Origin of the sequence: Phenylobacterium sp. (assembly GCF_004799515.1) — a bacterium.
Lineage (GTDB): Bacteria > Pseudomonadota > Alphaproteobacteria > Caulobacterales > Caulobacteraceae > Phenylobacterium.
This window is the reverse complement of the sequence record NZ_SSMX01000037.1, coordinates 49,969-71,195: the sequence shown is the minus strand read 5'-3', so window position 1 is coordinate 71,195 and position 21,227 is coordinate 49,969. Positions and strand designations below refer to the sequence as shown.

The 21,227-nt window shown below is 70.0% G+C and carries 19 protein-coding genes and 1 pseudogene; 9 read left to right on the top strand and 11 right to left on the bottom strand.

The window, feature by feature from the left end:
• Positions 1–24: 24 nt before the first annotated feature.
• Together E8A49_RS16435 and tadA are read right to left on the bottom strand one after the other, a co-directional pair.
• Positions 25–903 (bottom strand): SDR family NAD(P)-dependent oxidoreductase, encoded by an 879-nt coding sequence (locus tag E8A49_RS16435; RefSeq protein ID WP_293383774.1) that lies wholly within the window; start codon positions 901–903, stop codon positions 25–27.
• Between the two features lie 78 nt (positions 904–981).
• The gene (gene tadA, locus E8A49_RS16430) at positions 982–1,431 is read right to left on the bottom strand and encodes a tRNA adenosine(34) deaminase TadA (RefSeq protein WP_293383771.1); all 450 of its coding nucleotides are present in this window, start codon (positions 1,429–1,431) and stop codon (positions 982–984) included.
• A 123-nt stretch (positions 1,432–1,554) separates the two neighbouring features.
• Between tadA and E8A49_RS16425 the strand changes: the two are divergent.
• From E8A49_RS16425 to E8A49_RS16410, 4 genes and pseudogenes are all read left to right on the top strand, one after another.
• Positions 1,555–2,304, top strand: a pseudogene (locus E8A49_RS16425) (pseudouridine synthase); the annotation flags it as partial.
• A 281-nt stretch (positions 2,305–2,585) separates the two neighbouring features.
• Positions 2,586–3,179, top strand: a complete 594-nt coding sequence (gene rsmD, locus E8A49_RS16420) for a 16S rRNA (guanine(966)-N(2))-methyltransferase RsmD (RefSeq protein WP_293383768.1) — start codon at positions 2,586–2,588, stop codon at positions 3,177–3,179.
• A gap of 127 nt (positions 3,180–3,306) precedes the next feature.
• Positions 3,307–4,905: an ATP-binding protein gene (locus E8A49_RS16415; RefSeq protein ID WP_293383765.1), complete on the top strand. Its 1,599-nt coding sequence runs from the start codon at positions 3,307–3,309 to the stop codon at positions 4,903–4,905.
• 55 nt (positions 4,906–4,960) lie between these two features.
• The gene (locus E8A49_RS16410; protein ID WP_293383762.1) at positions 4,961–5,734 is read left to right on the top strand and encodes a MerR family transcriptional regulator; all 774 of its coding nucleotides are present in this window, start codon (positions 4,961–4,963) and stop codon (positions 5,732–5,734) included.
• Here E8A49_RS16410 and E8A49_RS16405 read toward each other — a convergent pair.
• The gene (locus tag E8A49_RS16405; RefSeq protein WP_293383759.1) at positions 5,731–6,537 is read right to left on the bottom strand and encodes a class I SAM-dependent methyltransferase; all 807 of its coding nucleotides are present in this window, start codon (positions 6,535–6,537) and stop codon (positions 5,731–5,733) included. The genes E8A49_RS16410 and E8A49_RS16405 overlap by 4 nt on opposite strands.
• Complete coding sequence (gene mutL / locus E8A49_RS16400) at positions 6,534–8,396, bottom strand: DNA mismatch repair endonuclease MutL (RefSeq protein ID WP_293383756.1); 1,863 nt, start codon at positions 8,394–8,396, stop codon at positions 6,534–6,536. Before mutL ends, E8A49_RS16405 begins: the two co-directional genes overlap by 4 nt.
• 49 nt (positions 8,397–8,445) lie before the next feature.
• Between mutL and E8A49_RS16395 the strand changes: the two genes are divergently transcribed.
• Positions 8,446–9,423, top strand: a complete 978-nt coding sequence (locus tag E8A49_RS16395) for a TraB/GumN family protein (RefSeq protein ID WP_293383753.1) — start codon at positions 8,446–8,448, stop codon at positions 9,421–9,423.
• 12 nt (positions 9,424–9,435) lie between these two features.
• Here E8A49_RS16395 and E8A49_RS16390 read toward each other — a convergent pair whose 3' ends face one another.
• A complete protein-coding gene (locus tag E8A49_RS16390; RefSeq protein ID WP_293383750.1) occupies positions 9,436–9,828 on the bottom strand; it encodes a hypothetical protein in 393 nt (130 codons plus the stop codon).
• Between the two features lie 159 nt (positions 9,829–9,987).
• Between E8A49_RS16390 and E8A49_RS16385 the strand changes: the two genes are divergently transcribed.
• Together E8A49_RS16385 and E8A49_RS16380 are read left to right on the top strand one after the other, a co-directional pair.
• Positions 9,988–10,404, top strand: coding sequence for a hypothetical protein (locus tag E8A49_RS16385; protein WP_293383748.1), 417 nt, complete (start codon positions 9,988–9,990; stop codon positions 10,402–10,404).
• A gap of 4 nt (positions 10,405–10,408) precedes the next feature.
• Positions 10,409–10,633 carry a helix-turn-helix transcriptional regulator gene (locus tag E8A49_RS16380; protein ID WP_293383745.1) on the top strand — a complete coding sequence of 75 codons (225 nt, stop codon included), beginning with the start codon at positions 10,409–10,411 and terminating at the stop codon, positions 10,631–10,633.
• Positions 10,634–10,637: 4 nt separating this feature from the next.
• Here the strand turns inward: E8A49_RS16380 and E8A49_RS16375 are convergent, their stop codons facing one another.
• The 4 genes from E8A49_RS16375 to E8A49_RS16360 all read right to left on the bottom strand — a co-directional run bounded on the left by E8A49_RS16375 (position 10,638) and on the right by E8A49_RS16360 (position 15,395).
• Entirely contained in the window at positions 10,638–11,192 is a 555-nt protein-coding gene (locus tag E8A49_RS16375; protein ID WP_293383742.1) for a DUF3035 domain-containing protein, read from the bottom strand.
• 80 nt (positions 11,193–11,272) lie between these two features.
• The gene (gene lspA, locus E8A49_RS16370; RefSeq protein WP_293383739.1) at positions 11,273–11,788 is read right to left on the bottom strand and encodes a signal peptidase II; all 516 of its coding nucleotides are present in this window, start codon (positions 11,786–11,788) and stop codon (positions 11,273–11,275) included.
• Positions 11,785–14,706 (bottom strand): isoleucine--tRNA ligase, encoded by a 2,922-nt coding sequence (ileS, locus tag E8A49_RS16365; RefSeq protein WP_293383736.1) that lies wholly within the window; start codon positions 14,704–14,706, stop codon positions 11,785–11,787. Before ileS ends, lspA begins: the two co-directional genes overlap by 4 nt.
• A gap of 224 nt (positions 14,707–14,930) precedes the next feature.
• Positions 14,931–15,395 (bottom strand): hypothetical protein, encoded by a 465-nt coding sequence (locus tag E8A49_RS16360; RefSeq protein ID WP_293383733.1) that lies wholly within the window; start codon positions 15,393–15,395, stop codon positions 14,931–14,933.
• 162 nt (positions 15,396–15,557) lie between these two features.
• Here E8A49_RS16360 and E8A49_RS16355 point away from each other — a divergent pair, with 162 nt between their 5' ends.
• A complete protein-coding gene (locus tag E8A49_RS16355) occupies positions 15,558–16,430 on the top strand; it encodes a cyanophycinase (RefSeq protein ID WP_293383730.1) in 873 nt (290 codons plus the stop codon).
• Between the two features lie 258 nt (positions 16,431–16,688).
• Here E8A49_RS16355 and E8A49_RS16350 read toward each other — a convergent pair whose 3' ends face one another.
• Together E8A49_RS16350 and E8A49_RS16345 are read right to left on the bottom strand one after the other, a co-directional pair.
• Entirely contained in the window at positions 16,689–17,330 is a 642-nt protein-coding gene (locus E8A49_RS16350; protein WP_293383727.1) for a PEPxxWA-CTERM sorting domain-containing protein, read from the bottom strand.
• Positions 17,331–17,694: 364 nt separating this feature from the next.
• Positions 17,695–20,253, bottom strand: coding sequence for a serine/threonine-protein kinase (locus E8A49_RS16345; RefSeq protein WP_293383724.1), 2,559 nt, complete (start codon positions 20,251–20,253; stop codon positions 17,695–17,697).
• A gap of 179 nt (positions 20,254–20,432) precedes the next feature.
• Between E8A49_RS16345 and E8A49_RS16340 the strand changes: the two genes are divergently transcribed.
• Positions 20,433–21,002, top strand: coding sequence for an ECF-type sigma factor (locus E8A49_RS16340; RefSeq protein ID WP_293383721.1), 570 nt, complete (start codon positions 20,433–20,435; stop codon positions 21,000–21,002).
• The last annotated feature ends 225 nt before the right edge of the window (positions 21,003–21,227 follow it).

Genomic DNA, 21,227 nt, shown 5'->3' with positions numbered 1-21,227 from the left:
CGGAACGCCGATACGGATGCGGCCTCAAGCCGTCTGCGCGGTCCGCTCCTCGGCGTTGGGGAAGAAGACCTCCGCGGCGTGCTCGGCCACCTCCTCGGCGGTGTAGGGCCGGCCGGGGTTGAAGCCCGTGGTCTGCAGCATCTTGATCTCGCGCACGCCCCGGCTGGAGACCCCGAGGATCTTGCCGGAATGCTCGGCGGCCAGGTCGGAGACCATGAACAGCACCCCAGGCGCGACGTTCTCCGGCAGGCTCATGGGGTCGGGCTCGCGGCCCTGGCGGCCCGGCAGGTCGGAGGTCATTCGGGTATAGGCGCCGGGCGCCAGGCCCATGACCCGGATGTTGTACTTGCGCCCTTCTATCGACATCACCCGGACCATTCCGTAGACGCCCGCCTTGGCCGCCCCGTAGTTGGTCTGGCCGAAATTGCCGTAGAGGCCGGAGGTGGACGAGGTCAGCACCATCGACCCGCCGCCGTGGTCCTTCATCCACTTCCAGACCGGAAGCGCGGTGCAGTAGGCGCCCTTGAGGTGCACCTTGATCACCTTGTCCCAATCCTCTTCCGAGGTGTTGGCGAAGGTCTTGTCGCGCAGGATGCCGGCGTTGCAGACCAGGATGTCGACCTTGCCGAAGTTGTCCAAGGCGGCCTGCAGGATGTTCTCGCCGCCCTGGACGGTGGAGACGTCGTCGCCGTTGGCCACCGCCTTGCCGCCTGCCGCCTCGATCTCGGCCACCACCTTTTCCGAGGCCGCGCTGGTCCCGGTCCCGGAGCCGTCGCGCGCCCCGCCCAGGTCGTTGACCACCACCGCCGCGCCCTCCTTGGCGAACAGCTTGGCGTAGGCCTCGCCCAGGCCGCCGCCGGCCCCCGTGATGATCGCCACCTTGCCCTCGAGCAGCCCCGCCATGACCGTCCTCCCAAATTGGTTTTGGTTTTATGGGCGCATCTTCCGACCGCGGCTTGGGCCTTGGCAAGCCCTCTGCGGTCAGGCCTGACCGCCGGTCCGCCGCGCCCGGAAGAAGGCCTTGAGCATCGCCGAGCTTTCCTCGGCCAGCACGCCGCCCTCGACCGCCGGGCGCCAATGGCAGGTGGGCTGGTCGAAGAATCTCGGGCCGCTGACCACCGCGCCGCCCTTCTCGTCCGTGGCGCCGAACACCAGCCGGCCGATCCGCGCGTGGCTGATGGCGCCGGCGCACATGGCGCAGGGCTCCAGCGTCACCACCAGGGTGAGGTCGGTCAGGCGGTAGTTGCCGAGCTTGGCCGCCGCCGCGCGGATCGCCACGATCTCGGCGTGGGCCGTGGGATCGTGCCCGCCGATCGGCTGGTTGGCCCCGACGGAGATCAGATCGCCGGAGGCCGGATCGACCACCACCGCGCCCACCGGGGTCTCGCCGGCGTCGGCGGCGGCTTGCGCCGCGGCAAGCGCGATGCGCATGTTGCGAAGGTCATGGTCCACACTCCGCACCGAACCGGCGGCCGCCCTTCCGGTCAAGCCCGCGCGCCGAAAGCGGAGGCCGGCGCGGTCGGCGCCGCCGACGGCGCTCTCGACAGCGCGGGGCGGGTGGCCAAGCTGCTGGCCCGCGCCGGCGTCGCCTCCCGGCGCGAGGTGGAGCGGCTGATCGAGGCGGGCCGCGTGGCCCTGAACGGCCAGGTCCTGACCACGCCGGCGGTGAAGGTCGGCCCCGACGACATCCTCACCGTCGACGGCGCGGTGGTCACCGAGGCCGAGCCGGCGCGGCTCTTCCGCTACCACAAGCCCATCGACCTGGTGACCAGCCACAAGGACCCGCAAGGCCGCCCGACCGTGTTCGAGCACCTGCCGCCCGGCCTGCCGCGGCTGATCTCGGTCGGCCGCCTGGACATCAATTCCGAGGGCCTCCTGCTGCTCACCAACGACGGCGGCTTGGCCCGCGCCCTGGAGATGCCGTCCACCGGCGTGGTGCGCCGCTACCGCGCCCGGGCGCGCGGCCGGGTGACCCAGGCCAGGCTCGACACCCTGAAGCAGGGCGTCACCGTCGAGGGCGTCCACTACGGCGCGATCGAGGCCACCCTCGACAAGGCCAAGGAGGGTCCGCAGGGCGCGAACCTGTGGATCACCGTCGTCCTGGCCGAGGGCAAGAACCGCGAGGTGCGCCGCGTCCTGGAGACGCTGGGCCTGAAGGTGAACCGGCTGATCCGCCTTTCCTACGGCCCCTTTGCGCTAGGCACGCTCTTGCCGGGCGAGGTCGAGGAGGTGGGCCCGCGGGTGATCCGCGAGCAGCTGGCCGAGCACATCGCCCCGCAGAACCTGCCCCAGGGCGACCGGCCGCTGTGGAAGAAGCCGGCTAAGGTCGCCGCTGGACCCCGGCGCGGCGCCGTGGAGCTCGACCGCGGCGGCAAGCCCGCGGGCGGCCGGCCCGGCAAGGGTCAGAACCGCCCGCGCAACGCCGCGAGCGCCGGCGAAGCGCCGCCGAAGAAGGAATACAAGGCCGGCTGGGCCAAGCCCAAGCCCAAGCCCAAGGCGGTCATCGCCAAGGCCGCCGGGCCGAAGCGCCGCTCCGGCGCGGGCAATCGGCCGCCCCGGGCCGACGGCGGGCCCAAGCGCGGCTGATGCGGATCGTCTCCGGGAGCTTCCGCGGCAAGACCCTGGCCGCGCCGCCGGGCGAGGCCACGCGCCCGACCTCCGACCGCGCGCGCCAGGCCGTCTTCAACATCCTGGAGCACGCCGCCTGGTCGCGGCCGCTGCGGGGCGCCCGCGTCATCGACCTCTTCGCCGGCTCCGGCGCCCTGGGGTTCGAGGCCCTGTCGCGCGGGGCGGCCTTCTGCCTGTTCGTCGAGACCGACGAGGCCGCTCGCGGCGCGATCCGCGAGAACGTCGAGGCGCTGGGCCTATTCGGCGCCACCCGCGTCCACCGCCGCGACGCCACCGACCTGGGCGTGCGGCCGGGCGCCGACGGGCCCGCCTTCGATCTGGCCTTCCTCGATCCGCCCTACGCCAAGGGCCCCCCTTACACCAAGAACTTGGGTGAGCCGGCCCTGGCCAAGCTCGCGGCGGGCGGCTGGCTCGCGCCCGGCGCCCTGGTGGTGTTCGAGCGCGGGGCGGCCGAGCCGGACGTCACGCCGGCGGGTTTCGAGGCCCTGGACGCGCGGGACTACGGCGCGGCGCGGGTGCAATTCTTGCGGTTCGATGACAACAAACCCTAACGCCCGTTCACCCTGTCACGAAGACTTCGCACAGGCTTAACCACCCGCCGGCGCGCCCCTAACCGGTCGTTAGCGGGCGGCCTGCCATTTCCCTCGTGTCTCGCTGAGACGTGTTGGGGGATTATCGATGACGTTGCTGCTGGACATTGCGCCGTTCTCGCCGCCGGTGACGCCGCAGAACACCGGCAGCGATATCTACCGGCGCTTCGAGGACGATCCCGACCTCCTGGTGATCGCCGTCGTCGACAAGGCCGGCCGCCCGGTGGGCCTGGTGGAGCGCAACGCCTTCCTGGTGCGCATGGCGGCGCAATACGGCTACGCCCTGTGGTCCGAGCGGCCGATCTCCCACTGGATGAAGACCGACCCGCTGATCGCCGACGGCGACATGACCGTGGAGGAGTTCTGCGGCCGGGTGATGGAGGAGCGGCCCTCCGAACTGCTGCAAGGGTTCATCGTCACCTGCGCCGGGCGCTACGCCGGGGTCGGCACGGCGCTGTCGCTGCTACAGGTCACCGCCGCGGCCACAGCCACCCACGCCGCTGAGATGAAGCGCCTGGCGGAGAGCGCCCAGGACGCGCTGGCGGCCAAGGGCCGCTTCCTGGCGGTGATGAGCCACGAGATCCGCACCCCGCTGAACGGCGTCCTGGCGGTGGCCGAGATCATCCGCCGTAAGTCGCGCCAGGAGGATCTGGCGCCGCTGGTCGACACCATCGTCCATTCCGGCGGGACCCTCCTGCGCCTGCTGAACGACGCGCTCGACCTGTCGCGCGCCGAGGCCTCGGGCCTGGAGCTGCGCGAGGAGCCGATCTCCGCGCCGGCGATCATCGCGGACACCATCTCCCTGTGGTCGGCCCAGGCGGAGCTGAAGGGTGTGACGCTCAACGCGGTCTACGACGGCCCAGATGAGCTCTGGGTGCTGGCCGATCGGGTGCGCATCCAGCAGGTGGTCAACAACCTCGTCTCCAACGCCATGAAGTTCACCCGGGCCGGCGGCGTCGACGTGCGCCTGAAGGCCGAGCGGCGCGGACAGTACGTCCAACTCGTTGGGGAGGTGGCCGACACCGGCCCCGGCGTGCCGGAGGACCGGCTGCAGTCGATCTTCACCCCGTTCCAGCAGACCGAGGATGGCGTGCGCCTGGGCGGCGCCGGCCTGGGCCTGGCCGTCTGCCGCCAGATCCTGGAGCGCATGGACGGTGTCATCGAGGCCAGGAATAACCCCGAAGGCGGGGCGATCTTCACCTTCAGCGCCCCGCTGCACTGGCTGCCCAAGCCGGTCGAGGCCCCGCCCGTCACCAGCCCAGTGGAGGCGGCCGGTGGCGCCCTGCATGTGCTGATCGTCGACGACAACGCCACCAACCGCATGGTCGCCCAGACGCTCTGCGAGATGTTCGGCTGCACCTGCGAGACGGTGGAGGACGGCGCGGCCGCCGTGGAGTTCGCCGCGACCGGCCGCTTCGGCCTGGTGCTGATGGACGTCAAGATGCCCGGCATGGACGGGGTCGAGGCCACGCGCCGCATCCGCTCCGGCCGCGCGGCGGGCTCGCAGGTGCCGATCCTGGCGCTCACCGCCAACGCCGACCCCACCGACGCGGCCTTCTATCGGTCCTGCGGCATGAACGGGGTGGTGGAGAAGCCGGTGAAGCCGGAACGGCTGCTCGAGGCCATGAGCGCGGTGCTGCAGCAGCCGGTGGTCCCCAGCCTGGACATCGAGACCGAGGCCGCTTGACCCTCACGCGCCGTGAGCCCTGATAGCGCCGTCCATCGAGGAAGGACGGACGAACGTGAGCGGGCACACGGTGAAAGAGGTGGCGCGGCTGTCGGGCGTTTCCGTCCGCGCGCTGCACCACTACGACGAGATCGGGCTGCTCAAGCCCGCGCACGTCGGCGCCAACGGCTATCGCTACTACGGCCGCGCGGAGCTGCTGCGCCTGCAGCAGATCCTGTTCCACCGCGAGCTCGGCTTCTCGCTTGAGGAGATCGGGCGCGCGCTGGACGCGGCGGGCTTCGACCAGGCGGCGGCGCTCAAGGCGCACCGCTCGAAGCTGGAGGCGGCGACCCGGCGCTATCGCCAACTGATCCGCACGATCGACCAGACCCTCGCGTCCCTGGAAGGAGAAGCGAAGATGGAAGACAAGGCGATGTACCGGGGCTTCGACCCCGAGAAGCAGGCCGGCTACGAGAAGGAGCTGGTCGAGAAGCATGGGCCCGGCATGCAGGGCCACATCGACCGGGCCCGGCAGGGCACGGCCGGCTGGAAGCAGGCCGACTACGACGCCATGCAGGCCGAGGCCGAGGCCATCGAGGCGGGCATGGCCAAGGCCCTGACCGAAGGCCTGCCGGCCGACGGCGCCGCGGTCAAAGCCCTGATGCGCCGCCAGCACGCTTGGATCGCCAAGAGCTGGAACCGCGAACCGCCGGCCGAGGCCTTCACGGGCCTGGGCCAGATGTACGTCGACGACCCGCGCTTCCGCGACCGCTACGACGGCCGCCAGCCAGGCCTCGCGGAATACATGGCCGCGGCGATGAAGGCCTATGCCGAGCGCGAGCTCGACTAGGCCTTGAACACATGCCGGGCGAAGTCCGGGATCGTCCGGTAGGCCACGTGAATGTTGTCGTCGAACGAGGCCACGTTCAGGCCGAAGCGACCGAACAGGCGCGTGAGGGACAGGCGGCTGTGCAGGGTGATGTGCCCGTTGCGCGGGCCGATGTACCACCAGCGCATCCCGAGGTCGTTGAAGTTGGCCGGCTGGGCGAGGGTGGAGAACAGGAACAGGCCATCCTCGTCCAGCAGGTCCACGATATCGGCCGCGCCCGACACCGGGTCGGCCATGTGCTCCAGCGTCTCGAAACAGGTGACCAGCCTGAATCGGCGCCACGGCCGCTCCCGGAAACCCTGGCTGAACGCGTCGTAGGTCGCGGCGCTACGGAAGCCGTGGCGAAGCAGCTCCGCGGCCATGACGCCGTTGCCGCCGCCGTAGTCCAGCACGTCCAGGCTGTCCGCCGCGGCGGCGAAGGTCTTGGCCACCACGGCGGCGGTGTTGGTGGGCCGCGTCTCGACATAGTCGGGGTCCACGGCGAGATAGCCGTCGTTGTAGATATGCGCCTCGAAGTCCGCCATCGACCAGTCGTCGAAGGCGTCGGTGAACACCAGGCTGCACTGGGGGCAACGCCGGTAGTAGACCGCGGCGCCCGAGAGCGGCAGGACCTTGCCGCGCGCCTCCTCGCAACTCCGATTGAAGTCGGTGAGGCCGAACAGCGGCGCGTCGGCGCCGCAGACCTTGCAGGGCGCGGGCCTCGGGTCGGCGGGGCGCAGGCTCAGCGCTTGGGCGGCGCCCATGCTGGTGTCCGTCGCGCTCATCGCCGGCCGAACAGCCGCTCGATGTCGGCGAGCTTCAGCTCGACATAGGTCGGCCGACCGTGGTTGCACTGGCCGGAGTGCGGCGTGGCCTCCATCTGGCGCAGGAGGGCGTTCATCTCCGGCGCGCTCAGCCGCCGCCCGGCCCGCACCGAGCCGTGGCAGGCCATGGTCGAGCAGACCTCCTCCAGCCGCTCCTTCAGCGCCAGGGCCTGGCCGTTCTCGGCGAGGTCATCGGCGATGTCGCGCACCAGGCCGCAGACGTCCGTCTCGCCCAGCAGGGCCGGCGTCTCGCGCACCAGGACCGCGCCCAGGCCGAAAGGCTCGACCGCCAGGCCGAGCGCCGCCAGTTCCTCGGCCTTGGCGCAGACCCGCTCGGCCTCGGCGGGGTCGAGCTCGACCACCTCGGGCAGCAGCAGAGCCTGGCGCGCCACGCCGCCGCCGGCCATCTCGCTCTTCATCCGCTCATAGACCAGCCGCTCGTGGGCGGCGTGCTGGTCGACGATCACCACCCCGTCGCGGGTCTGGGCGACGATGTAGGTCTCGTGCACCTGGGCGCGCGCGGCTCCCAAGGGATAGTCGACGGGGTCGAACGCCGGGGCCGGCGCGGCCTCTTCCGCCACGCCCGGCGGCCATTGCGGCTCGGCGCGGGCGGAGACCTCGGTCAGACCCGGGATCGACTGGACCGCGGCGGCGAGCGCGCCTTGCGCCGTCGGCTGCCAGCCGCCCTGCGCCCAGGCCGAATAGCCCGTGGCCCTGGGCGGCGGCGTCCAGCCGCCGCCCCTAAAGCCTTCCGGGCGGAAGCCGCCCAGGGCGGCGCTCGCCACGGTGGTCGAAGCCCGATGGCCGGCGCTCGCCAGCGCATGGCGCAGGCCGCCGACGATCAGGCCGCGCACCAGGCCGGGATCGCGGAAGCGCACCTCGGCCTTGGCCGGATGGACGTTGACGTCGACGTAGGCCGGATCGACCTCGACGTAGAGCGCCGCCAGCGGATGGCGGTCGCGCGCCAGGAAGTCGGCGTAGGCGGCCCTGAGCGCGCCCTGCAGCAGGCGGTCCCGCACCGGCCGTCCATTGACGAACAGGTACTGGTGGCCGGCGTTGCCGCGGTTGTAGGTCGGCAGGCCGGCGAACCCCGACAGCCGCACGCCTTCGCGCTCATGGTCGATGGAGAGCGCATTGTCGGCGAACTCGCGGCCCATGATCGCCGAGAGCCGGGCCAGCCGCCCGTCCGGCCCCTTGGCCTCGGCCGGCAGGCGCAGCGTTCGGCGGCCGTCGAGGTCGAGGGCGAAGCTCACCGCCTCGTGGGCCATGGCCTGGCGCTTCACCTCTTCGGCGATGGCCATGGCCTCGGCCCGCTCGGACTTCATGAACTTCAGCCGCGCCGGGGTGGCGTAGAAGAGGTCGCGCACCTCGACCCGCGCCCCGTGCGGATCGGGGAAGGCCGCCGGCGTCACCGGCCCCACCGCGCCCGCCTCCACGAGGATCGCGTGCGCGTCGGGAACGCCTCGCGCCCGGCTGGCGATCGAGAGCCTAGCCACCGAGCCGATCGACGGCAGGGCCTCGCCGCGGAAGCCCAGGGTGGCGATGTGCAGGAGGTCGTAGTCGCCGGCGTCGTCGGGGCTGAGCTTGGAGGTGGCGTGGCGCTCGATGGCCAGGGCCAGCTCGGCCGCCGCCAAACCTTGGCCATCGTCGGCCACCAAGATACGGGTCAGCCCGCCGCCGTCGGCTTGCACCTCGACCCTGGCGGCGCCGGCGTCGAGGGCGTTTTCCACCAGCTCCTTGACCGCGCTCGCCGGGCGTTCCACCACCTCGCCGGCGGCGATACGGTTGACGGTTTCAGGCGGCAGGCGATGGATGGGCATGAACGGGCTTTCGACGGCTGCTCAATATAGGACGATTCCGGACCTGCCGATGCGCCTGAGATCCCGCCTCGCCGCTATCCTCGCCGCCGCCCTGGCGCTGGCGACCGCCCTGCCCGCGGCCGCCCAGGGGCCGGCCACGCCCGCCCGCCCCGATCCCAACGATCCAGACTCGGTGATCGTCGAGGAGCTGGTGGTCACCGCCCGCCTGCCGGGCCCCGCCTGGTGGACGGTCTCCAACGGGACCAGCACCGTCTATGTGCTGGGCGCGCCCACCCTGGCCCCCAAGCGCATGGACTGGGACCGCGGCCTCTTCGAGCGGCGCCTGGCCGGGGCCAATGTGGTGATCCTGCCGTTCCAGGATGTGAAGGTGACCTTCGTCGGCGCCTTCGGGGCGGCCTTCAACTTCATGCGCCTGCGCGGCGGGGTGTTCGAGACCACCCTCGATCCTGCGACCCAGGGCCGCTTCGTGGCCGTCCGCAGCCGGCTGGGCCAGCCCGCCGACCACTACGCCACCCGCAACCCCCTGGCGGCGGGCCTGCTGCTGGCCACCGACTACCGGACCAGGAACAGCCTCACCACCACCGAGCCGGTCAAGCTGGTCAAGCTGCTCGCCCAGCGCGCCCGCGTGCCGCTGTCGCAGAAGAGCTATGACGTCGCCCCGCTGATGGGGGCGGTGATCCGCACGCCGCAGCCGGCGGGCCGCGCCTGTTTCGACGAGGTGCTGGCCCAGGCCGAGGCCGGCCCCGGCGTCACCCAGGCCGCGGCGAAGGCCTGGGCGGGCGGCGACGTGCGCGGCGCGCTCAGCAACGAGCGGACCTATGAGCGCTGCATCGCGCTCGTGCCCGGCGCGGCGGCCTTCGACACGCGGGTCAAGACCGACCTGGTGGCGGCCATCGGCCAGGCGCTGAAGCGGCCCGGCCACGCCATCGCCGTCGTGCCGCTCAGGCCCCTGCTCGCCCAGGGGGGCGTGCTGGACCAGCTCCGCGCCCAGGGCTTCACCGTCACCACCCCGGGCGAAGAGACGTAAGGACGCGCGCGGCTAGCGCGGGCCGAAGGTGGCGGCGACGAAGTTGTCGTAGCTGTCGAGGACGTGGGGATCCTCCCGCACGATCTGCACCACCTGGCGCGGGATCAGCTTCAGGTGGTCCACCATGCCGGCGGGCGTCATGTGCATGGCCGGCGCGAAGTCGCGGAAGATGGCGAAGGATTTCTGCTCATAAACGTCGACGTCGACCTTGGCCGGCCCGCCCGCGAACGCCGCGCGCGTGGCCTCGTAGAAGGCGTGCATGTGCGGGTCGTTGATCCAGGCCTGTTCGCCGCCCTGCATCGAATGGGTCGCGTCGGACGGCGGCGCGGCCTGCGCCACGCCCGCGATTGCAGCGGCGGCCAGCAGGCTCGCGGCGGCGAGGCCGGCGAAATGGCGAGCGGTCATGAGGGGTGGTCCTTCCTGGATTTCGGCGCAGGCCTTCCCACGCCCGGAAAGCGTTTGCGGACGTCGCCCGGGCCTGCTAGCTGATGACAAGAAAGGCGAACATGATGTAAAATATATCGTACATCATGTCCAGGATTTTTTACACGTAAGGCGCTGTGCATGTCCTTCCGCGAGAAATCGGCCTGGATCACCGTGGTGTCGGTGCTGCTCTGCTTCGGGGTCTATTTCGGCGTCATCGTCGCGGGCGCCGTAGACAGCCACAGCTTCGCCGCCATGCACCTGCTGCTGGCCTGCGTCGCCCTGCTGATCGCGCTTCGAATCGGATTGAGCGCGGTCGCCAAGGCCACGACCCCGAAGGACGGCCTCGCCCCGCGCGACGAGCGGGAGGACCTGATCCAGGGGCGCGCCCACAGCCTGGGCTACTACCTGCTGACCGCCCTGATGCTGACCCTGTTCCTGCCCGTGCACCTGGGCCACAGCGCCATCGACATCGCCAACTTCGCCCTTTTGAACGTGGTGCTGACCACCCTGGCCGTCGCCGGCGCGCAGATCGTGATGTTCCGGCGTGGAGCCTGAGGGCGTGGCCAAGGACCCCGGCGGCCTGCCGATCGTCAACCAGATCCGCCGCCTGCGCTTCGAGCACGGCGAGATGACCCAGTCGGAGCTGGCCGAGCGGATCGGCATGACCCGCCAGACCGTGGCGGCCATCGAGGCCGGCAAATATTCGCCGTCCCTGGAGGCGGCCTTCCGCATCGCCCACGTGTTCGGCGTGGGCCTGGATGCGGTCTTCCAGTGGGAGAGCTAGGCGCCTAGAGCCCTGGCAGCTTCAGGATCGGCTTCTTCTCGCCTTCGCGGGCGATGACCACCGTCTTGCCGCCGGTCAGCTTGGAGATGCGCTCGGCCTCGGCCGCCGGGTCGATCGGGGCGGCGGTGTCGTTGATCGCCTGAGGCTGGGGCGTCTTGTCGGCGCGCCAGAACATCACGCGGTCGGCGAAGCTCTTCTCCTTGTGCGCCACGTCGCCGAACTCGTCGTCGACCAGGTAGCGGATCAGGGGATCGGCCTTGTCGGCGCCCGCCTTGGCGACCAGGGCCTTCTCGCCGTCGGAGCGGGCCTCGCCCTCGCGCGCGCCCAGGAGGGCGGTGCGCGCGGCGCTTTCCGGCTGCAGCTCCTGCGGGCGCGGCTTGCCGGGCGCCGGCGGGCGCAAGGCGAAGTCGGGCGGAACGACCAGCGGGGCCTTGGTGACCACGCGGAATTCGTCAGGGGTGACCTTGGTGATGCCGAGCGCATTACGCGTCGACGCACAGCCCGCGACCCCCGTGGCCGCGATCAGCGCGGCCGCAACGAACAGACGGTTGACGCTCATGAAATCCTTAAGCTCCCAAGCCGCCCCCGGCCGCGAAGGAGAAGCAGATAGCGCAAACGCCGGTCCGCGCCAACGGAACATCAGGCCGCATCCCCTGTCGCACCCCCGGCCTTGCCCTGCGGACGCGCCCGGCCGTCCTGGCGCAGCATGTCGATGAGCAAGAGGCAGATGCCGATGGTGATGGCCGAATCGGCCACGTTGAAGATCCAGGGGAAGTGCAGCGGCGAGGCGTCGATGAAGTCGGCCACCGCGCCATAGCGCACCCGGTCGACGACGTTGCCGATCGCGCCGCCCATCACCAGGCCCACGGCCACGGCGAACAGCGGCCGCCCGGTGGCCCGCACCCAGACGCCCAGCATCACCGCCACGCCGATCGAGAAGGCCGCCAGCAGCCAGCGCACAAGGTCGTGATGAGCCTGCAGGAAGCCGAAGCTGACCCCCGGATTCCACACCCCGGTCAGGCGAAACGGCCCGAACACCGGGATCGTCTGGCCTTCCTGCAGGCGCAGGACCTCGAGGATCCAGTACTTCACCGCCTGGTCGGCGACGACCACCACCAGGGCGATCAGCAGGGCCCATCGGCCGAGTTTGGTCATGCGTCAACCTTGTCGTGGGTGGCGTCCCAGGCGGCCACGGCGTCCGCGTCGCGCAGGGAAAGGTCGGGATAGCGCGGGTCGGAGCCGACCTCGGGCAGGATGCGCCAGGACCGGGCGCACTTGCGGCCCTCGGCGCGCAGCGGCTCGACGGCGACGCCGGGGACATCCGGCAGGCGGAAGGCCTCGGCCGGGCCGTCGCCGGGCTGCAGGTCCGCCTGGCTGGTGCGGAACACCTCGGCGGGGTCCAGGCCGTCGAAGGCGGCCATCAGCTCGGGCTCGGCGATCCAGACGCGCGGGGCGGCCTCCAGCGCCGCGCCCAGCCGCTTCTCGCGCCGTTCGACCTCCAGCGCGCCGGTGACAACTGACGTCACCGCCTGCACCTTGGCCCAGCGCTCGGCCTCGGCGTCGTTGCGCCAGGCCGCCGGCGTCTCGGGGATCACCCGCAGGCTGTTGGAGCCGGCCTCCGGATAGCGGGTGGTCCAGGCCTCTTCCATGGTGAAGGGGATCAGGGGCGACAGCCAGGCGGTCAGCCGCGAGAAGGCCGCCTGCATCACCGTGCGCGCCGAGCGCCGGCGCAGTGCATCCGGCCGGTCGCAGTAGAGGCTGTCGCGGCGGATGTCGAAGAACAGCGCCGACAGGTCCTCCTGGCAGAAATCCATCAGGGGGCGGATCACGTCCTGGAACTGGTAGCCGTCGTAGGCCGCGCGGACCTGCCCATCCAGCTGCCAGAGCCGGTGCAGGATGTACCGCTCCAGCGGCGGCATCTCCTCGATCTCCACCGCTTCGTCCGGCGAATAGTCGGCGAGCGCGCCCAGCAGGTAGCGGATGGTGTTCCGGAGCTTGCGGTAGGCGTCGGAGGTGGTCTGCAGCACGGTCTTGCCGATGCGGCTATCGTCCGCGTAGTCGATCAGCGCCGCCCACAGCCGGATGATCTCCGCGCCGCTCTCGCGGATCACCTGCTCGGGGTCGACGACGTTGCCCTTTGACTTCGACATCTTCTCGCCGGCCTCGTCCATGGTGAAGCCGTGGGTCAGGATGGCGTCGTAGGGCGCGCGGCCGCGGGTGCCGGAGCTTTCCAGCAGCGACGACTGGAACCAGCCGCGGTGCTGGTCGGAGCCTTCCAGGTAGAGGTCGGCGGGCCAGCGGGTGTGGGCGCGGCCTTCCAGGGTGAAGGCGTGGGTCGAGCCGCTGTCGAACCAGACGTCGAGGATGTCCTCGACCTTCTCGAAACGCTCGGGGTCGTGGTGGCCCAGGAAGTCGGAGGCCGGCCGGGTGAACCAGGCGTCGGCGCCCTCGGCGCGGATCAGCTCGACGATGCGGGCATTGACCGCCGCGTCGTGCAGCGGATGGCCGGTTTCCTTGTCCACGAACATGGCCAAGGGGGCGCCCCAGGCGCGCTGGCGGCTGATCAGCCAGTCGGGGCGGCTCTCGACCATGGCGCGGATGCGGTTCTTGCCGCCGGCCGGGTAGAAGGCCGTCGCCTCGATGGACTCCAGCGCCGTCTCGCGAAGCGTGCGCCCGCCGTGCGCGGCGTCCTCCAGCGGCTCGTCCATGCGGATGAACCACTGCGGCGTGTTGCGGAAGATCACCGGCGCCTTGGACCGCCAGCTGTGCGGGTAGGCGTGCTCGATGCGGCCCCGCGCCAAGAGGCCGCCGGCCTCGATCAGCTTCTCCATCACCGCTGCGTTGGCCGGGCCGAACTTGCCGGCCTTCTTGCCCTCGGTCTCCAGCACCTTCAGGCCCGCGAACAGCGGCACGCCCGGATAGTAGGCGCCGTCCGGATCGACGGTCTCTGGGATCTCGCGATGGCCATGCGCCAGCCAGACGGCATAGTCGTCGGCGCCGTGGCCGGGCGCGGTGTGCACGAAGCCCGTGCCGGCGTCGTCGGTGACGTGGTCGCCGGCCAGCATCGGCACCTGGAAGCCATAGCCGCCGTCCAGGCTGCTGAGCGGATGGGCCAGCACCATGCCCTCGGGCTCGACCTTCTCTATCCGGTGGAACTTGGCGACCTTGGCGGCGGCCATGACGTCCTGGGCCAGCTTCTCGGCCACGAGAAGCCGGTCGCCGGCCTTGGCCCAGGGCTCGAACTCCAGCCCGGTCTCCATCTCGTCGACCTGGAAGACCGCATAGGCGATGTCGGGATTGTAGCTCACCGCCCGGTTGGCCGGAATGGTCCAGGGGGTGGTGGTCCAGATCACCACGCTGGCGTTGGCCGCGGCGTTGGAGCCTTCCACCACCGGGAACTTCACCCAGATCGTGGGGCTGGTGTGATCGTGGTACTCGACCTCGGCGTCGGCCAGCGCCGTGCGCTCCACCGGGCTCCACATGACGGGCTTCGAGCCGCGGTAGAGCTGGCCGGAGACCACGAACTTGTGGAACTCGGCGACGATGGCGGCCTCCGAGCCATAGTCCATGGTGGCGTAGCGGTGCTCCCAGTCGCCGATCACCCCCAGGCGCTGGAAGCCCTTCATCTGCACGCCGATCCACTTGGCGGCGTACTCGCGGCAGCGGGTGCGGAACTCGGCCTTGGAGACCTCGTCCTTGCGCCGGCCCTGGGCGCGCAGCTCCTCCTCGATCTTCCACTCGATCGGCAGCCCGTGGCAGTCCCAGCCGGGGACGTAATCGACGTCGTAGCCCAGCAGGAACCGCGAGCGCACGACGAAGTCCTTCAGGGTCTTCTGCAGGGCGTGGCCGATGTGGATCGCGCCGTTGGCGTAGGGCGGGCCGTCGTGCAGCACATAGAGCGGCGCGCCGGCGTGCTGCCGGGCCTTGCGCATGGCGTGGTAGAGGTCGCCCTGCGTCCAGGCGGCCAGGATCTGCGGCTCCTTCTGCGGCAGGCCCGCGCGCATGGGAAACGGCGTTTCGGGGAGGAAGACGGTTTCGCGGTAGTCGCGAGAAGGCGTGGCGTCGTCGGCCATGGAACGTTCCAACGGGGTCCGGAGGGAAGCGAGGTCGCGGGAAATCCCGGCGCGCGCGGACGGCTCGCGTCCGGCGTCACGCCGGGCGGATAATTCGCGCGCTCTTCCGGACCGAGATCATGGGTCGAAGGCTCTAACAGACGACGACGCCGAACCCAAGGCCCTGGGGCGGCGTCCGGACAGGCCTAGGGCGCTGTCCGGACGCGATCGCCAGGGGGATGATCCTAGCGGTGGTGGTCGCCACCGCCGCCGTGGCCGCCACCGCCATGGCCGCCGCCTCCGTGGCCACCGCCTCCGTGACCGCCGCCGCCATGGCCGCCACCGCCGTGACCACCACCACCGTGGCCGCCGCCGTGGTAACCGCCGCCATGGCCGCCGTGATAGCCGCCACCGCCGCCGCCATGCCAGCCGTGCCAGCCCCTCGGCCCGCCCCAGCCGTAGCCGCGGCGGAAGGCGTAGCCGCACCAGTAGTAGCCGGGGCCGTGCCAGCCATCGAGGTAGAAGCAGTAGTTGCGGCCGCCGAAGATGTACTGCGCCGGCTCGAACATCGGCGCGCCCTCAGCCGGCAGGTAGATCGCGGGCGCGGCCGAGAAGGGCGCGGGCGCCGCGGGCGCGGCTTCGGCCGGGCTCCAGGCCAGGGGAACGGAAAGCGCCGAAACGGCGGCGAGGGCGGTCAGGAAGGACTTCATGGGACTCCCGTGAGCAAAAGGCGCGCAGCGGTGGCCCGCCGCGCGCGCGACTATGTCGAGTTGTCAACGCACAGGAAGCTCCACGGTTCGATTTCGGCGATCGCGCTTGGCGCGGCCCGTTCCGGCATGGTTGAGTTCGCCCCCTTTGTGACGGGGTGTCCGATGAGTCTGAAGCTGTCTTTCCTGGCGCGCCGCGGGCGTGGTTTCGCGCTCTCGCTGCTGGCCCCCGCGCTGCTGGCCCTGGCTGCCTTCGCGCCAGCCGCCGTCGAGGCCGCCCCGGTGGTGAAGGGGCCGGAGCACGGGACCCTGATCATCGCCGGCGGCGGCAATCTGGGCCCGGAGATCCTGGGCCGCTTCATCGAACTGGCCGGCGGCAAGGACGCCGAGATCGTCGTGATCCCCACCGCCGGCGGCGAGGCCAAGTACGGCCCCGACTGCGACTGCCTGGGGATCTTCAGGAAGCTGGGCGCGACCCACCTGACCATCCTGCACACCACCGACCGCCAGGAGGCCGACAGCGAGGCCTTCGTCGCGCCGCTGAAGCGGGCCAAGGCGGTCTGGTTCGTCGGCGGCCGGCAATGGCACCTGGTCGACAGCTACCTCGGCACGCGGACCGAGACCGAGATCCACAACCTCTTGGCGCGCGGCGGCGTGGCCGGCGGCACCTCGGCCGGCGCCTCGATCCAGGCCTCCTACATGGTCCGCGGGGCCAAGGCGGGGAACGAGGTGCTGATGGCCCCGGGCTACGAGCAGGGCTTCGGCCTGATCACCGGCGCCGGCGTCGACCAGCACGTCACCGCCCGCCACCGCGAAGGCGACCTCGACGCCCTGGTGACCAAGCACCCCGACCTGCTGGGCATCGGCATCGACCAGTCCACCGCCATCGAGGTCAAGCGCGACAGCTTCAAAGTCCTGGGCGTCGGCCACGTGTTCATCCACGACGGCCAGGAGCAGCCGAACGGCGGCCACTACTACCTGCTGGGCGCGGGGGACGGGTTCAACCTGACCACGCTGACCGGGACGGCGAAGCGGTAGGAGACGCGGCTCCAGCGCCTAGGCGGAGGCGCCATGCCGCCGACAGCGGACCTTCCGAAGGTCCGCTTCGGGGCAGGCGGAGGTTGCTCAGAAGGCCTGACTTGGTTGCAGCAAGCTCCGCCCGCATCGTGTCCATTGGCGCGGGCGCTTCGGAGCCGTAGTTCGCGAAGAGCGCCGCCGACCGTGTCAGTCTGCGACGTCCTTCATGAAGCCCTGCGAGCGCCGCCGCACAGCGCCGGCGCCGCGTCAGGCGGCCGGCTAGGCGAGGCGGAGGCCGCCCCGACGACGGTGGCGCAGAAGGCCGCCCGACATGCCGAAGCCCACGATCATCAGAGCCCAGCAGGCTGGTTCCGGCACGCCGCCCGCGGGCGGTGTAACGGCTGCCCCGTTCACGGATACGTCGTCGACGTACCAGTCACCGGGGTCGGTCGCAGCCGCAATCGTCAGCGTATCGGAGCCGCTGCCCGTGAACGTGAAGGTTCCCAGCTCATAGTTGCCGTAGTCCGCAACGTCATCGAACGTAAATGATTGACCACCAGCTGAGACGGTCAAAAAGGCGTTCGGGTCGTTGGTTTTGCTGGCGAGCGAATAGAAACTGACCGTGTATAGACCGCCAACCACATCCGTGAACGTCTGACTCAGCATGTCGACCGGTGAGGCGTCATAGTTTCCGATCTTAAGGTCATAGCTGCCCGAACGCGGATAGGTGGTGTCCACCTGGGCGTAGCCGTCGCCGACGTAGGCGGCGTTGGGCGTCCACCCGTTGGGCACGGTGCTGGGCCCGACGGCCGTGTACCCATCCTCGAAACCGCCATTGGTCAGGAGTTCCGCCGCTTGGGCGCTCCCGCCCAGTCCCGCCGTGAGCGCTATCAGCGCCCCAAGCAAATGCGCTCTGTTCATTGGTCAACCCTCCATGATCTCGGCTTGCCCCGAAGCGGCAAGCGAGCATCGACATCGACGCCTGACTCACCAAGCGTAGGCCCGCCGGAAAAAGGGCCGCGGAGGGCCAGATCTCTTCGCCTTCGCCCGTCGACCAGAGCGAGCGGGCCCGATGTCGACGCTTACGCCGTTGAAATGAACGCCGTGGGTTACGACCAAAGCGCACGGTAAGCGGGGATTGTGAGCCAGACCGTCTTATGGGTCTGGGCTCCCCGAAAGGCGCCTGACCGCGGCCTGCGTCACCCCTGCGGCGCGTGTGCGTATCGGCCGGCGAGGCGCCGGCCGGCGACCCAGCCATATCCGCGACGGGGCTGCACCATCACGATCAGCGCGCGCAGTCCGCCAAAATTCTACCGCGCAAGTGAGCCAGCGGGCCGTCCGGCGCAAGGTCAATGGCCAGCGCCACCGACGCAGGACGGGTGACGGTCCACTCCGCAAGCGCCTCACGTTCCGTGGCGCAGGCGGCCCTGACGTCGCCGGCGCGGTGCTCGATCAATCCGCGCTCCTGCAGAGCGACGGCCCGCATCCGTCGGTTCGCGGGTGTGGCGAGCCGACCGCGGGCTTGCTCCGAAGCGCCCGCGACGACGGCCTGTGACATCCGCAGAGCGTCCGCCACTCGATCCATCTTCGAATAGAGCCCGGCCAGACGGCTTTCGACGTAAAGCAAGTTGCGACTGACCTCGCTATTCGGCCCAAATCCGAGCAGTTGACGCATACCCGAGATCGAGGCTGAATAGAGCGGCGCCGCGCGCCGTAGGTTGCCCATCGCCTCGCTGGTTTCGGCCATTCCGGCCAGCGCGGTGCTTTGCAGGAAGGCTTCCTGGGCGGTGCGATCGCCCCGCCGGCGGATCGCCTCGAGATTGGCGTTCAGCTTCTGATAGTAGCCGTAGGCCGTTGACGGGGCCGTATCGGCATAGCCTTCCGCCAACATCAGATACGAGCCGTTGAGGATGAAGTCGCGGTTCTTGGCCTGCTCGCGGGTGCGGACAGGCAGACTCGCCTTTCCGAGGTTCGATGTGACGACGGCCAGCGCCTTGGCCATGTCTTGGCGATAGGCATAGGCCCGCGCCGTCATCACCTGCGCCCGCCAAAGCCCGAGTTGGGCGTCGATGTCGGACGGCCGTTCGCGCAAGTAGCTGCCATAGAGCGCCTGAGCGGATTCGAGCTCGCCCAGGGCGTGGTCCAGGGTCGCGGAATCGGGCGCCACGAAGATCTCCGTCCCGGCGTCCAGGGCCGCCTCCGCCCGCAGAGCGGTCAGTTGCGGGTTGGCGGGCTCAACGGCGCCGATCGATTGCAGCAGGCTCCTCGCGTGGCTCAGGCTTTGGCGGGCCGCAGGAAGATCGCCGAGGCCGCCGGTGACATCGAGGCCATAGATCCGCGCCAGTCGCAGATAGCCCTTGGCGATGTCCAGCCGAAGTTCCGGCGAGGCCTCGTGATCCTTCTCGAGGGTTTCCAGATAACTACGGCTTTCGGCGACCAATCGGCGACGCAGCGCCAGCGTTCCGGGCACGTCCGCGAGCTGCAGGTCTACATCGCTGATGATGTGGTCCGCCATGCGACGGGTCTCGCCGAAGCGAAGGTCCGCGAGGGCTCGGTTGTGCTCGCTTTGCAGGTAAAGCAGGCTTGTCGCCACCGCGATCGAACTCGCTGTTACGAGCGCCCCAGCCGTCAGGCTTAGCCCCAGCCGATGCCGGCCGAGAAACCGCCTTGCACGATATGGCCAACTGTCTGGAATCGCCCGCACCGGCAGGCCCTGGGCATAGCGATCGAGATCCTGACTGAGCTCCAGGACGCTGGCGTAACGATGCGCCGGATCGCCCGCCATCGCCTTTTCCACGACGGCGTCGAGCTCGCCTCTCAGATCGCGCGCCCGCACCCGGAACGCCGATGGATCGGATTCGAGGATGGCGCTCGGCAAGACGGTCGGGCCCCGGGTCTTCAGCGCGGCGTCAGCCGGCTTTGGAAGCCGGCCGGTCAGCAGCTCATGCAGCAGGACGCCCAGGGCATAGACGTCCGCCGCGACGGTCGGCTCGCCGCCGGCCAAGCGTTCCGGAGCGGCATAGGCCTGTGTCATGGGGGGCCCGCCCTCCAATGGCGTGCGGCCGGATTGTCGCCGGTCGCTCCATTGCGCGATCCCGAAGTCCAGCAGCTTCACCTGGCCGGTTACGGTCACCATGATATTCGAAGGCTTGATGTCCGCATGGACCACGAGGGTCTGGTGAGCGAACTGGACCGCCTCGCAGACGGTCTGAAACATGCGCAAGAGCTTGGGGAGCGGCAGGTTGTTGGCGTCGGCGTATTCCGTGATGGGGACGCCGGCCAGATATTCCATCACGATGAACGGTAAGCCGTCGGGGGTGGCGCCGCCGCCAAACAGTTGGGCGATGTTGGGATGCTGCAAGCTCGCGAGGATCCGGCGCTCTTCCAGGAGATGCGCGCTCAGGCGCTGCATAGAGCGCCCGCTTCGGATCAGCTTTATCGCGACGGTGTGCTCGAATAGACCGTCGTTGCGCTCCGCCAGGAAGACATCCCCCATGCCGCCGCCCAACCGCCGGACAAGCCGATAGGGGCCGACGTGGAGCGGAAAAGCTTCGTCTTCATCGTTCGCCGGCAAGCCAGGCGCCGTGGGCAGGTCCCCAGACCTCTGGCCGTCGGCGATAAGCATCGCGGCGACTTCGGTCGCCAAGGCGGGGTCAGCGAGGGCCGTCGCCTGTAGCCAGGCGCGCCGTTCCACCTCCCCGGCTTCCGACAATCTGTAGAACGCCTCGATCGCCCGACGGTGAAGTTCGACCCGGGGCGCGGGGGCGTTGTGGGTTTCCGCGCCACGGCCCAGGCGGGACGGCGGGATCTTGGAGCGCGGGCTCCAGAGCGTTTTCCAGATCAACGTGTGCGCCCCAAGAGCCCGGCTTTCACATCGAAATCCGACCATACCCGGTCTTCGACACAAGACGCCCTGCGGCGAATCGCACTCGCCCGACGGGTGAATTCCCTGGCGCGAAGGCCGCCCCGACGGGCATGCTGACCTCCTGTCGCGGCGACAATCCGAGTTTGGGGAGGATTGCGATGACGTTCCATGCGGTCACAACCGAGCCCGGCGTCGAATGGGGCGAGTTCCGCGACAACGCCGCGGTGCGCGACCGGCTGTTGGCGGCGCACTACGCCGAGTTCCGGCGGTTGGCGCGCTCGGTGTTGTCGTCTGACGCCGGAAAGCTTCAAATTCAACCGACCGAACTGGCGCACGAGGCCGCGATCCGACTGCTGCGCATCGAGCGGATGGACATCAACGACAGGACCCATTTCCTCGCCCTGGCCAGCCGCATCATGCGCCAGATTCTGCTCGACGAAGTCCGTCGTTTTCGGGCGTGCAAGCGTCAAACCCCATCGGTGGACACCTATTGGGGCGACGCGCTCGACCAGAGCCGCCCGCGGGTCTTCGACATTGAGGCCTTCGATGAGGCGCTCGAACGGCTTTCGGTCGTGGATGCCGAAATGGGCCGGATCGTGGAACATCGGTTCTATGCGGGGCTGACCATGGAAGAAATCGCCGACGTGCTCGGGGTCTCGCGCAGCACCGTGAAGCGGCAATGGCGCGCGGCCCGGGCCTGGCTGATGGCGCAACTTCAGCCCAACTGACCATCGACGTCGTGGAGGCGGCTTCGACGGCTTGGCGAATAACTGCATCTCGCTCGTTTTCGAGAAGTATCGCCGGCCTTGAAGTTCGTGGGACCCTTTCCGAACCTGAGGTTCAGCCACGGGCGGCGTAAGACGAAGCCGACACGCGTGCGGCTGCTCAAGCGGGGGCAACACGGACCGATACCCACGCCGCTCAAGGCCCAGGCCATCGGCTCCGCGCCGACT

What these genes read in the sequence shown, in the direction of transcription:
- E8A49_RS16435 (WP_293383774.1), bottom strand. Translation starts at nt 903, where the DNA reads ATGGCGGGGCTGCTCGAGGGCAAGGTGGCGATCATCACGGGGGCCGGC.
- tadA (WP_293383771.1), bottom strand. Translation starts at nt 1,431, where the DNA reads ATGCGCATCGCGCTTGCCGCGGCGCAAGCCGCCGCCGACGCCGGCGAG.
- rsmD (WP_293383768.1), top strand. Translation starts at nt 2,586, where the DNA reads ATGCGGATCGTCTCCGGGAGCTTCCGCGGCAAGACCCTGGCCGCGCCG.
- E8A49_RS16415 (WP_293383765.1), top strand. Translation starts at nt 3,307, where the DNA reads ATGACGTTGCTGCTGGACATTGCGCCGTTCTCGCCGCCGGTGACGCCG.
- E8A49_RS16405 (WP_293383759.1), bottom strand. Translation starts at nt 6,537, where the DNA reads ATGAGCGCGACGGACACCAGCATGGGCGCCGCCCAAGCGCTGAGCCTG.
- mutL (WP_293383756.1), bottom strand. Translation starts at nt 8,396, where the DNA reads ATGCCCATCCATCGCCTGCCGCCTGAAACCGTCAACCGTATCGCCGCC.
- E8A49_RS16395 (WP_293383753.1), top strand. Translation starts at nt 8,446, where the DNA reads ATGCGCCTGAGATCCCGCCTCGCCGCTATCCTCGCCGCCGCCCTGGCG.
- E8A49_RS16390 (WP_293383750.1), bottom strand. Translation starts at nt 9,828, where the DNA reads ATGACCGCTCGCCATTTCGCCGGCCTCGCCGCCGCGAGCCTGCTGGCC.
- E8A49_RS16385 (WP_293383748.1), top strand. Translation starts at nt 9,988, where the DNA reads ATGTCCTTCCGCGAGAAATCGGCCTGGATCACCGTGGTGTCGGTGCTG.
- E8A49_RS16375 (WP_293383742.1), bottom strand. Translation starts at nt 11,192, where the DNA reads ATGAGCGTCAACCGTCTGTTCGTTGCGGCCGCGCTGATCGCGGCCACG.
- lspA (WP_293383739.1), bottom strand. Translation starts at nt 11,788, where the DNA reads ATGACCAAACTCGGCCGATGGGCCCTGCTGATCGCCCTGGTGGTGGTC.
- ileS (WP_293383736.1), bottom strand. Translation starts at nt 14,706, where the DNA reads ATGGCCGACGACGCCACGCCTTCTCGCGACTACCGCGAAACCGTCTTC.
- E8A49_RS16360 (WP_293383733.1), bottom strand. Translation starts at nt 15,395, where the DNA reads ATGAAGTCCTTCCTGACCGCCCTCGCCGCCGTTTCGGCGCTTTCCGTT.
- E8A49_RS16355 (WP_293383730.1), top strand. Translation starts at nt 15,558, where the DNA reads ATGAGTCTGAAGCTGTCTTTCCTGGCGCGCCGCGGGCGTGGTTTCGCG.
- E8A49_RS16350 (WP_293383727.1), bottom strand. Translation starts at nt 17,330, where the DNA reads ATGAACAGAGCGCATTTGCTTGGGGCGCTGATAGCGCTCACGGCGGGA.
- E8A49_RS16340 (WP_293383721.1), top strand. Translation starts at nt 20,433, where the DNA reads ATGACGTTCCATGCGGTCACAACCGAGCCCGGCGTCGAATGGGGCGAG.